The 10931-nt window shown below is 69.2% G+C and carries 9 protein-coding genes and 1 pseudogene; 7 read left to right on the top strand and 3 right to left on the bottom strand.

All coding sequences use genetic code 11. The features are described 5' to 3' along the window. The first annotated feature begins 134 nt into the window (after positions 1-134). From NQ706_RS05230 to NQ706_RS05245, 4 genes are all read left to right on the top strand, one after another. A complete protein-coding gene (locus NQ706_RS05230) occupies positions 135-1094 on the top strand; it encodes a Rossmann-like and DUF2520 domain-containing protein (RefSeq protein ID WP_038569494.1) in 960 nt (319 codons plus the stop codon). Between the two features lie 90 nt (positions 1095-1184). Next, positions 1185-2042 carry a pantoate--beta-alanine ligase gene (panC, locus tag NQ706_RS05235; RefSeq protein WP_038569490.1) on the top strand — a complete coding sequence of 286 codons (858 nt, stop codon included), beginning with the start codon at positions 1185-1187 and terminating at the stop codon, positions 2040-2042. Positions 2043-2113: 71 nt separating this feature from the next. Then, positions 2114-2368, top strand: a complete 255-nt coding sequence (locus NQ706_RS05240) for a hypothetical protein (RefSeq protein ID WP_038569485.1) — start codon at positions 2114-2116, stop codon at positions 2366-2368. 161 nt (positions 2369-2529) lie between these two features. Then, positions 2530-2865, top strand: coding sequence for an Lsr2 family protein (locus NQ706_RS05245; RefSeq protein WP_038569481.1), 336 nt, complete (start codon positions 2530-2532; stop codon positions 2863-2865). Positions 2866-2986: 121 nt separating this feature from the next. Here NQ706_RS05245 and ligD (NQ706_RS05250) read toward each other — a convergent pair whose 3' ends face one another. Further along, positions 2987-3865 carry a non-homologous end-joining DNA ligase gene (ligD, locus tag NQ706_RS05250; protein WP_038569478.1) on the bottom strand — a complete coding sequence of 293 codons (879 nt, stop codon included), beginning with the start codon at positions 3863-3865 and terminating at the stop codon, positions 2987-2989. Further along, a complete protein-coding gene (gene ligD / locus NQ706_RS05255) occupies positions 3862-4842 on the bottom strand; it encodes a non-homologous end-joining DNA ligase (protein ID WP_038569475.1) in 981 nt (326 codons plus the stop codon). Before ligD (NQ706_RS05255) ends, ligD (NQ706_RS05250) begins: the two co-directional genes overlap by 4 nt. Positions 4843-4891: 49 nt before the next feature. Between ligD (NQ706_RS05255) and NQ706_RS05260 the strand changes: the two genes are divergently transcribed. Together NQ706_RS05260 and NQ706_RS05265 are read left to right on the top strand one after the other, a co-directional pair. Beyond that, positions 4892-5686, top strand: coding sequence for a Ku protein (locus NQ706_RS05260; RefSeq protein WP_038569472.1), 795 nt, complete (start codon positions 4892-4894; stop codon positions 5684-5686). Positions 5687-5809: 123 nt separating this feature from the next. Continuing rightward, a pseudogene (locus NQ706_RS05265) lies at positions 5810-6231 on the top strand (DinB family protein). Positions 6232-6303: 72 nt separating this feature from the next. Here the strand turns inward: NQ706_RS05265 and NQ706_RS05270 are convergent. Further along, entirely contained in the window at positions 6304-7758 is a 1455-nt protein-coding gene (locus tag NQ706_RS05270; RefSeq protein WP_051806175.1) for a hypothetical protein, read from the bottom strand. Between the two features lie 249 nt (positions 7759-8007). Between NQ706_RS05270 and NQ706_RS05275 the strand changes: the two genes are divergently transcribed. Then, positions 8008-10632: an ATP-dependent Clp protease ATP-binding subunit gene (locus NQ706_RS05275; protein ID WP_404360518.1), complete on the top strand. Its 2625-nt coding sequence runs from the start codon at positions 8008-8010 to the stop codon at positions 10630-10632. The last annotated feature ends 299 nt before the right edge of the window (positions 10633-10931 follow it).

Here is a 10931-nt window from a genome sequence, read left to right on the forward strand (position 1 = left end):
CGTCCCGTCGAGCGGCCCGAAACGCACGCATCGAGCGCCGGGCGCCCCCGTCGAGCGACCAACGCGCATCCCTCACCGAGCACACGGCCCCGCAGTGACTCGAGGACCTCGCGGACGGGAGTAGCGTTGGGCGGGTGACTTTCGAGCAGCCGACCCCGCTCCCGGGTGCGCCGAGCCTGCGCGTCGGCGTCATCGGTGCGGGGCGAGTCGGTGCGGTGCTGGGGGCGGCGTTGCGCAAGGCGGGGCATGACGTCGTCGCCGTCAGCGGTGTGTCCGAGGCGAGCCGCGAGCGGGCTGAGGCGCTGCTGCCCGGAGTCCCCGTCCAGCAGCCGGTCGGCGTCGCAGCGGCCGCCGATCTCGTCCTGCTCACCGTGCCCGACGACGAACTCGCCGCTCTGGTCCACGGCCTCGACTTCCCCGGCACGCTCGGCCCGCGCATCGTCGTCCACACGAGCGGCGCGCAGGGCATCGGCGTGCTCGCGCCCGTCGTCGAGGCCGGCGGGGTGCCGCTCGCGATCCACCCGGCGATGACGTTCAGCGGCACCGCGGTCGATCTGACGCGCCTCGCCGGCTGCCCGTTCGCCGTCACGGCGATGCCCGACCACCGCATGGTCGCCGACGCGCTCGTGCTCGACATGGGCGGCGAGCCGTTCACCGTCGACGAGGCCGATCGCACGCAGTACCACGCGGCGCTCGCGCACGGCTCGAACCACCTCGTCACCCTCGTCGCGCAGGCCGCCGAGCTGCTGCGCCGCATCGACGTCGACGACCCGGGCCGCCTGCTGCGTCCGCTGCTCGAGGCCGCGCTCGACAACGCCCTCGAACGCGGCGACAAGGCGCTGACGGGCCCCGTCGCGCGCGGCGACGCGGGCACGTTGACGCGTCACCTCGACATGCTCGAGGCGCTCGCCCACACTGGTGTGGCACTCGACATTCCCCCGACCTACCGCGCGCTCGCGCTCGCGACCGCGCAACGCAGCTCGGCGCGCGGCGCTCTCACCCCGATGCAGATCGACGCCGTCCTCACCGCGCTCGAGGGGCGCGGCGGGCCACCAGGCCAGGGCGGGGTGGGCCCCGAGCCCCCGACGCCCTGATCCGTCCGCTCCGATCGTTCCTCCACAATCTCCGACACCCACCCCGTCAGGTTCGAGCCCCGTCCCTGACCACGCCACCGGGAGCCACGCATGACCGCACCTGTCGTCACCCACGCCCGCACCGAGTTCGCCGACGCCCGCGGCCGCCTCGGCGGCAGCGTCGGCGTCGTCATGACGATGGGGGCCCTGCACGAGGGGCATGCGACGCTCATCCGTCGCGCGCGCGAGGAGAACGACGCCGTCGTCGTCACGATCTTCCTCAACCCGCTGCAGTTCGCGGCGGGGGAGGACCTGTCGCGCTACCCCCGCACGCTGCAGCACGACCTGGAGATCTGCGAGCGCGAGGGCGCCGACCTCGTGTTTGCTCCGAGCCCTGACGTCGTCTACCCCGACGGTGAGCCGGGCGTGCGCGTCTCGGCGGGCCCGCTGGGCGGCGTCCTCGAAGGTGCGTCGCGCCCCGGCCACTTCGACGGGATGCTGACGGTCGTCAACAAGCTGCTCAACATCGTGCACCCGACGCGCGCCTACTACGGCCAGAAGGACGCGCAGCAGTTGCTGCTCATCAAGCGCATGGTGCGTGACCTCGACATGTCCGTCGAGATCGTCGGCGTACCGACCGTCCGCGAGTCCGACGGGCTAGCCCTCAGCAGCCGCAACGCCTATCTGAGCGACGCCGACCGCGAGGTCGCGCTGTGCCTGTCGAAGGCCCTCCAGGCCGGTGAGGCCGCTCGTAACTCCGGCCCTGCCGCTGTACGGCGCGCTGCGCGGGACGTCCTCGTGCGCGAACCGCTGGCCCTCGTCGACTACCTCGTGCTCGTCGACCCTGTCACGTTGGAGCAGGTGCCCGAGTACTTCCGCGGGGAGGCGCTGCTCGCCGTCGCGGCCAAGGTCGGCACGACCCGGTTGATCGACAACGTCCCCCTCGTCGTCGGCGGTCGCGAGGCCTGAACCGCGGCCTCGTAGACTGAACACCTGGAGCGGCCCGGCGACGCGGCTGCACGTGAAAGGAAGTGGAGCCCGTGGACAGCCTGTGGCCGGCCATCGAGACGCTCATTCCGTCGATCGGAATTCTCGGCCTGTTCTACCTCATCCTGCGTCACATCATGGAGGGCGACCGGCGTGAACGCGTCGCGCAGGCGCAATGGGAGCGCGAACACGACCTGACGAAGGGTGCCGTCGCGCCCGGCGAGGAGGAGGCGCGTCTGCAGAATGCGCACCTGCCGAAGGCTGCACCCGGAACGATGAGTTCTCGCGCGACGACGCCCCCGGAATGATCGCCCCCATTCCAGTCGCGTGAATTGCGTCTGAAAAAACACTCGGGGAAAGAGCGAAATCGGTTGCCGGGTTTCGCTCTTTCGCTTATCGGACGGTAATGTCGGGTTCGTCGCCTCGCCCCTGCGAGGCAGAATCATTCGCACTTCGAAAGGAGCCGATCATGGCTCAGCGCATCCATGTCACGCTGGAAGACGACATCGACGGCTCGGACGCGAGCGAGACCATCCAGTTCGCCCTCGACGGTGTGAACTACGAGATCGACCTGTCCGACGAGAACGCCGCCAAGCTGCGTGATTCTCTCGCCACCTGGGTCGGTCACGCTCGTCGGGTCGGCGGTCGTAAGCAGCAGTCGAAGGCGTCCTCCACGCGCGGCGGTGGTCGTTCCGACCTCAATGCCATTCGTGACTGGGGCCGCGCGAACGGCTGGGCGGTCAGTGACCGAGGCCGCGTCTCGGCCGACCTCATGAAGGCCTACGACGCCGCCACGAAGAACTGACGTTCGCCACGGCGCGAAGAACTTCCAGAAAGGCCCTGTGCTTTCCGTGTGGAAAGTGCAGGGTCCTTCTGTCGTGTCGGCTCGACGCGCTTGCGTGCTCTTGTCTCGTTGTTTGATTCGTTCAGCGGAGCAGGGCGTCCATCGGGTCGGGCCGGTCGAGTCGTTCGTCGAGCACGTCGTGGAGGTCGAGCTGCCGCAGGGAGCCGGGCTTGGTGCGGGCCGTCTCGATCTCGTCCCACGTTCGCGGCGTGGCGACGAACGGCCGGTTGCGGCCACGCAGCGACCATGGGGTGATGGTCGTCTTGGCCGCGACGTTCTGCGACCAGTCGATGAACACCTTGCCGGGGCGTAGTGATTTCGTCATCTTCGCGGTGATGAGTTCGGGGCGCATCTCGGTGAGCTTCTCCGCGAGGGTGCGGGCGAACTCGCGAATATCGTCACTCGAATGGGTGCCGTCGAGGCGTGCGTAGATCTGCATTCCTTTGCTGCCCGAGGTGACAGGAACGCTGGGCCAGCCCAGAGAACCGAGCAGTTCGCGCAGCATGACGGCGACCGCGGCGCATTCGTCGAGCCCCGCGGGAGCGCCCGGGTCGAGGTCGAGAACGATGCGGTCAGGATTTTCGCGTTTGCCATCCCGCCAGCGCCACTGGGGTGTGTGGAATTCGAGGGAGGCGAGGTTCGCGAAATAACTGAGAGCGGCGACGGAATCGACGAACGGGTAGGTGACCTTGTCGATCTCTTCGCGTTCGATCCAGTGCGGTGCGCCCGATGGGGTGTTCTTCTCGAAGAACTCGAGTTTTCCGACACCATGCGGAAAACGCAGCCGGGTGACTGGCCGGTCTTTCGTCTGCGCGAGAATTCGCGGTGCCACGCTCGCGTAATAGTGCAGTACCTCACCCTTCGTCGTCTCCGTCGCGGGGTACAGGATCTTGTCGAGATTCGTCAGGCGCAGCGTCCGCCCGTCGACCTCGACGACGGTGGGGCTCACCTCGGGGCTCATGCGTCGTCCTCACGTGCGGCGATGTCGAGGCGCAGCCCGGTGTATGCGGGCTGACGCAGCCGCCCGCCGGCGCTGCGCCCCAGGTGGGTGACGTCGACGAGGATCTCGGGGCGCACCCAGTGGGTGCCGACGGCGTCCTCCGCGGCGAGAGCATCGCGCGGCACGGCCGGCTCGGGCGCCGGCGTCAGCCACTCGAGCAGCGCGCGCCCGGCCGCGGCCGAGAATCCGGTGCCGACGCGTCCGCGATAGACGAGCTCGCCGTCGGCCCATTCGCCGACGAGGATCGCGCCCAGCGCGCCGACGGTGCCGTCGACCGGTCGCCAACCGAGGACGACGAACGTCTCGCGGGTGCGGTGGACGCTCTTGAGCCAGTCCTCGCTGCGCACGCCCGGGCGATACGGTGAATCGACGCGCTTGCTGACGACGCCCTCGAGGCCCGCGTCACGGGTCGCGGCGAGCAGCGCGTCGCCGTCGTCATGCGCGGGCGGCACCTGGATCGCGGAGGCCGTGGCGCTCGATCCGTCGTCGCCCGAGCCACCGATTCCGGCGCCGTCGAGCAGTTCACGACGCGCGCTCCACGGCAGGGTGATGACGTCGTGCCCGGCGGCGCGCAGCACGTCGAACGTCATGAGCTGCACAGGAGTTCGTGCGAGGGCCGCGGCTTCGTCGGGGCTGGCGGCGCGCATGCGTGAGCGTCCGCCGCCGGGGGCGAGTCGGTGCATGACGGCGCGGAAGTCGGGCCGCCCGTTCGTCAGGGCGACGAGCTCGCCGTCGAGGACGAGGTCGTCGAAGTCGCGCAGGCGTGAACCGGTGATCTCGGGGAAGCGCGCGGAGCAGTCGGCGCCGGAGCGCGTCGCGATCGTCACCTCACCGCCGCGGACGGTGACGATGGCGCGGACGCCGTCCCACTTCACCTCGTGGCGCCACGCGGGCCCGCTCGGCACGTGAGGTGTCGGTGTCGCGAGCATCGGGCGCATAGGCTCACCCTAGATGTGACACCGCACGAGCGAGAAGGGCGCGAAGGGGATGCGAGCGATCTGGAAGGGTGCCGTCAGTTTCGGCCTCGTCAACGTGCCGGTACGCCTGTACTCGGCGACGGAGAACCACGACGTGCAGTTCCGTCAGGTGCACGAGAAGGACGGCGGACGCATCAAGTACCAGCGTGTCTGCTCGATCGACGGCGAGCAGGTCGCCTACAGCGACATCGCGAAGGGGTACGAGACGCCCGAGGGGCAGATGGTCGTGCTGACGGACGCAGACCTTGCCGACCTGCCGCTCGTCACGAGCAAGGAGATCGCCGTCGACCGGTTCGTGTCGGCCGAGCAGATCAGCCCGCTCGTGCTCGACAAGGTCTACTACCTCGAGCCCGACAAGGCGGCACTCAAGCCGTACGCCCTGCTGCGTAGCGCGCTCGAGGAGAGCGGGCGCGTCGCCGTCGTCACGGTGTCGTTGCGCACGCGCGTGACGGTGGCCGTCCTGCGCGTCAAGGGCAAGGCCATCGTCCTGCAGACGTTGCTGTGGCCCGACGAGGTGCGCGAGCCCGACTTCGCCGTCCTCGAGGCGAAGGCGGAGGTGACGGATTCGGAGCAGGCGATGGCGGCGATGCTCGTCGAGTCGTTGTCGGGTGACTTCGACCCCGAGGCGTACGAGGACACCTACGAGCAGGCCGTGCGCGAGGTCGTCGAGGCCAAGCTCGCGGGCGGCGAGGTCAAGGAACCCGAAGACAAGCCGGAGGAGAGCGCCGAGGTCGTCGACCTGCTCGCCGCCCTGCAGGCCAGCGTCGACCGGGCCAAGAAAGCACGCGGCGAAGCAGCGAGCTGACGTGCTCAGCCGCGCTGGGCGCCGTGTGATACTCGGACGATGATGGCAAACCCCGACGCGCCCGACGTCTACGACGCTTCGTTCGAGCAGCAGATCGGGGTGTTCATCGACCAGCACCGTGCCATGATCGCTGCGTCCCTCGACGGGTTGAGCGAGGCCGAGGCCCGACGTCGGCTCGTCCCGTCGACGACGACGCTGCTCGGCCTGGTGAAGCACGCGACGTTCGTCGAACGGGTCTGGTTCGAGGAGGCCCGTACAGGGCGCAGCCGTGCAGAACTCGGCCTGCAGCCCGGGCCCGACGAGTCGTTCGACCTGACGGACGCCGACACGTCGGCGTCCGTGCTCGACGTTTTCGCTCGCGTCTGCGAACGATCGCGACGCGCCGTGGACGGGGTGGGCGGAGACACCATCTGGTCAGGAAACCGGCGCGGCCCGTTGACGTTCGCTGGATCCTGCTCCACGTGCTTCGCGAGCATGCCCAGCACTGCGGGCACGCCGACATCCTGCGCGAACAGGTCCTCATGGAACGTAGCCGCTCGAGGTGATCGCCTCGGCGCCCCGGCTGTTGGCGGCGCAGGCCATGTCGATCGGCGCGGAACGCCCCAGCGGGGCAGGTGTCAGCGGATGACGCGGACGACGCGGTTCGTCAGCAGGTCGTGGGCCGCACGTCTGACGAGCGCGTTGGCATCCGGGTGCTCGCCGAGGGTGGCGGTGCAGACGTCGACGAGGTCAGCCAGCGAGCAGGGGCCGTCGAGCAGCGTCAGGTGGATGACGGCGCCGAGACCGTGCAGGTGCGCGGGCGTCGAGCCGATGAGCGTCAATACCTCGAGCGCGTCCTCGTCGACGAGGGCGTCGACGAAGGGTGCGAGCGTCAGAACGGTGTCGTTGGTCAGGGCCTCGGCGCGGTCCGCAGGGCTCGCGACGGGATCCTCGCGCGTGGCGAAGGCGCGATCATCGTCGCCATCGCCGGCCGTGACGGCGGCATCCAGCGTCGCCGACGCGAGCGGCAGATATGGGTCGACGTCGGGCTGCTGCGTCCACCACGTGCCGGGCACGTGACGCCAGAACGGCTCCTGCGGCGCCAGCGTGAACACGTCGCGCAAGAGGGGGAGCGTGTCGGCGATCTCGCGATAACGCAGACGTTGGACGCCGCCGCCGGCGAGGGCTATCCGGGCGAGCAGGTCGAGGCAACCGTCGATCTGCGGCATCGCCGACGACTGCGGCAGGATGAGCGTCAACGCCTCGAACAGCGGCATCTCGCTCAGCTCTGCCTCGCCGGGCTCGTGAGTGCCGGCGCTGTTGTCGTCCTCGGCATCGATACGGTCGGGCGCGGCGCGCGTGGCGTCAGCTTCCGCATCGCCGCCGTTGACGCTCTCGTCAGGGCGGGCGTCGTCACGAATGCGGTCGAGCAGGACGAGCGGCCCGAGCCGCAACGCGCCCTCACGAGGCGGCGCCATGTCGAGGTCGTCGGGGCAGTGCTGCGTCTTGACGCCGGAGACACCCGGGTTGACGAGCACCGACAGCGGCTTGGGGTAGGCCATGACGTCGCGGCGGTCGTTGAAGATGAGCGTCTCGTCGGTGACGTAGCCGTAGCCGTGCGTGCAGTAGTGCTGCGTCGCCGTCGTCTTGCCGGTGCCCGATGCTGCGAACAGACCGGCGACGACGCCCGTGTCAGGGTCGCAGACTCCACCGGCGTGGAGCATGACAAACTCGCCCGCACGCGCCGAGATGGCGCGGCCGGTGAGCGTCGTCGTCAGCGTGTAGTCGCCGGTGTCTGAGCCGCTGCCGGGGGCGTCATCGATTCGATCGACGGTGATCGTCTTTGCGATGTCGACCGGCTCGACCTCAGCCGTCCCGGCTGCTCGCAAGCCTGCGGCGCTCTCGCTGCCGACCGAACTGCCACCCGGACCCACCCGATGTGGCGCGCTCGGCAAGGGCGCGATCGTGCGCTGTGACGGCGCGTCCGGGCGGCACCAGTGCCACTGACGCGCGACGGCGTCACGACGCTCGGGCTGCACGTTCACCGCGAAGTCGAGGCCGAAGACGCGAAGCTCGAGGGGGCCGTCAGTCACGTGTCCAGCTTATCCGTGACGACCGTCATGGATGTGGCAGACGCACGAGGGCATGCGCCCCTGCCGACCGGGATCGGGGCGCGAGGTTCCGCCCTGGGCGAACGCAGCAGCCAAACGCGCCCGGCGCGGAACACGGCGGGCACACGCGGCGTTGGCACCTTCGAAGACCGGTGGTGGATCCGGCGTCACGCTGACGTCGTCACCCGCCCCGGCTAGCATCGTGTGAGATCTCGGCATCGAGGAGATGACATGTTCGAACGGTTCACCGACCGCGCCCGTCGGGTCGTGGTGCTCGCGCAAGAAGAAGCGCGCATGCTCAACCACAACTACATCGGCACGGAGCACATCCTCCTGGGCCTCATCCACGAAGGGGAGGGCGTCGCCGCGAAGGCGCTCGAATCCCTGGGTATCTCGCTGGACGCCGTCCGCGAGCAGGTTCAGGAGATCATCGGCCAGGGGCAGCAGACGCAGTCCGGCCACATTCCCTTCACGCCGCGCGCGAAGAAGGTTCTCGAGCTGTCCCTGCGCGAGGGGCTGCAGCTCGGTCACAGCTACATCGGCACCGAGCACATCCTGCTCGGCCTGATCCGCGAGGGTGAGGGCGTCGCCGCGCAGGTGCTCGTCAAGCTCGGCGCAGACCTGTCGACGGTGCGCACCACCGTCATCCAGCTCCTGTCCGGATACCAGGGCAAGGGCGAGCCGCAGGCCGCGGGCGTCGGCGCGTCGTCGTCGGGAGGCCCCGCCGAGGGCACCCCGGCCGGTTCGACGGTGCTCGACCAGTTCGGTCGCAACCTCACGCAGGCTGCCCGTGAGGGCAAGCTCGACCCGGTCATCGGGCGTGAGAAGGAGATCGAGCGCGTCATGCAGGTGCTGTCGCGCCGTACCAAGAACAACCCGGTGCTCATCGGTGAGCCCGGCGTCGGCAAGACCGCCGTCGTCGAGGGTCTTGCCGCTGACATCGTCACGGGTGACGTGCCGGAGACACTCAAGGACAAGCACCTCTACACCCTCGACCTCGGCTCGCTCGTCGCCGGTTCGCGCTACCGCGGTGACTTCGAGGAGCGCCTCAAGAAGGTGCTCAAGGAGATCCGCACGCGTGGCGACATCATCCTGTTCATCGACGAGATCCACAGCCTCGTCGGTGCCGGTGCGGCCGAGGGTGCCATCGACGCTGCCTCGATCCTGAAGCCGATGTTGGCTCGTGGCGAGCTGCAGACGATCGGTGCGACGACGCTCGATGAGTACCGCAAGCACATCGAGAAGGACGCGGCGCTCGAGCGCCGGTTCCAGCCGATCCAGGTCAACGAGCCGACGATCCCGCAGGCCATCGAGATCCTCAAGGGTCTGCGCGACCGCTATGAGGCGCACCACCGCGTCACGATCACGGACGCCGCGCTCGTCGGGGCCGTCAACATGGCCGACCGGTACATCACCGACCGCTTCCTGCCGGACAAGGCGATCGACCTCATCGACGAGGCGGGCGCGCGTCTGCGGATCCGTCGCATGACGGCTCCGCCGGAGCTGCGCGAGTTCGACGAGAAGATCGCTCACGTGCGTCGTGAGAAAGAATCGGCCATCGACAGCCAGGACTTCGAGAAGGCCGCTGCCCTGCGTGACGACGAGCGCAAGCTCGTCGAGGAGAAGGAGGCCAAGGAGAAGGAGTGGAAGGCCGGCGACGTCGACCTCGCCGCCGTCCTCGACGAGGAGCTCGTCGCAGAGGTTCTCGCCGCGTCGACCGGTATCCCCGTGTTCAAGCTGACGGAGGAGGAGTCCTGGCGTCTGCTGCGCATGGAGGACGAGCTGCACAAGCGCGTCATCGGCAACGACGACGCCATCAAGGCGCTGTCGCAGGCCATCCGACGCACGCGTGCCGGCCTCAAGGACCCGCGCCGTCCCGGTGGTTCGTTCATCTTCGCCGGCCCGACGGGTGTCGGCAAGACGGAGCTCGCCAAGTCGCTCGCCGAGTTCCTCTTCGGTGACGAGGACGCGCTCATCACGCTCGACATGTCCGAGTACGCGGAGAAGCACACCGTCTCGCGTCTGTTCGGTTCGCCCCCCGGCTACGTCGGCTACGAAGAGGGTGGCCAGCTGACGGAGAAGGTGCGTCGCAAGCCGTTCTCGGTCGTGCTGTTCGACGAGGTGGAGAAGGCTCACGCCGACATCTTCAACTCGCTGCTGCAGATCCTGGAGGACGGTCGCCTGACCGACAGCCAGGGCCGCGTCGTCGACTTCAAGAACACCGTCATCATCATGACGACGAACCTCGGCACGCGTGACATCGCGAAGGGCGTCTCCCTCGGCTTCGCCGCGGGCAACGACCAGCGCAGCAACTACGACCGGATGAAGGCGAAGGTCGGCGAGGAGCTCAAGCAGCACTTCCGTCCCGAGTTCCTCAACCGTGTCGACGACACGATCGTGTTCCCGCAGCTGTCGCAGGCCGAGATCGTCGAGATCGTCGACCTCATGGTCGCGAAGCTCGACGAGCGCCTCAAGGATCAGGACATGGCGATCGAGCTCACGCAGGGCGCGAAGGATCTGCTCGCAAAGCGCGGGTACGACCCGGCTCTCGGTGCACGTCCGCTGCGTCGCACGATCCAGCGCGAGATCGAGGACCAGCTGTCCGAGAAGATCCTCTTCGGCGAGATCTCGAAGGGCGACCTCGTGCTCGTCGACGTCGAGGGCGAAGGCAAGGAGGCGACGTTCACGTTCTCCGGCACGCCGATCTCGCTGTCGAAGCACACGCGGGCGTCTGACAAGGTCGACACCGACATGAAGGGCGCGACGCCGAGCAGTGACGACCTGTCGGGTCCGATCGACTTCGGTGGCGCCGTCGGCGGTGGTCCCGGTGGCGGCGAAGGCGCTGCCGCGGTCTGATCGACGTTCCGACCGTGTCTGATGCGCGGTGACCTGTGCGGTGGGGGCCCCCCCCCCGGGGGGGGGGGGGGGGCGCCCGGGGGGGGGGGGGGGGGGGGGGGGGGGGGGGGGGGGGGGGGGGGGGGGGGGGGGGGGGGGGGGGGGGGGGGGGGGCGCCGCCCGCCGGCGGGGCGCCCCCCCCCCCCGGGGGGGGGGGGGGCCCCCGCCCCGTCAGGGGGTGGGGTCTGCCTCGGGCCGCTTCGACCGTGACGGCGGTGGGTGGCTCTAGGGTGGAGGCATGCAGAAATGGGAATACTTCA

This window comes from Dermacoccus sp. BD5, assembly GCF_044878485.1.
GTDB classification, from domain to species: Bacteria; Actinomycetota; Actinomycetes; order Actinomycetales; family Dermatophilaceae; genus Dermacoccus; species Dermacoccus nishinomiyaensis.

What these genes read in the sequence shown, in the direction of transcription:
- ligD (WP_038569475.1), bottom strand. Translation starts at nt 4,842, where the DNA reads ATGCGCCCGATGCTCGCGACACCGACACCTCACGTGCCGAGCGGGCCC.
- NQ706_RS05260 (WP_038569472.1), top strand. Translation starts at nt 4,892, where the DNA reads ATGCGAGCGATCTGGAAGGGTGCCGTCAGTTTCGGCCTCGTCAACGTG.
- NQ706_RS05275 (WP_404360518.1), top strand. Translation starts at nt 8,008, where the DNA reads ATGTTCGAACGGTTCACCGACCGCGCCCGTCGGGTCGTGGTGCTCGCG.
- ligD (WP_038569478.1), bottom strand. Translation starts at nt 3,865, where the DNA reads ATGAGCCCCGAGGTGAGCCCCACCGTCGTCGAGGTCGACGGGCGGACG.
- NQ706_RS05245 (WP_038569481.1), top strand. Translation starts at nt 2,530, where the DNA reads ATGGCTCAGCGCATCCATGTCACGCTGGAAGACGACATCGACGGCTCG.
- panC (WP_038569490.1), top strand. Translation starts at nt 1,185, where the DNA reads ATGACCGCACCTGTCGTCACCCACGCCCGCACCGAGTTCGCCGACGCC.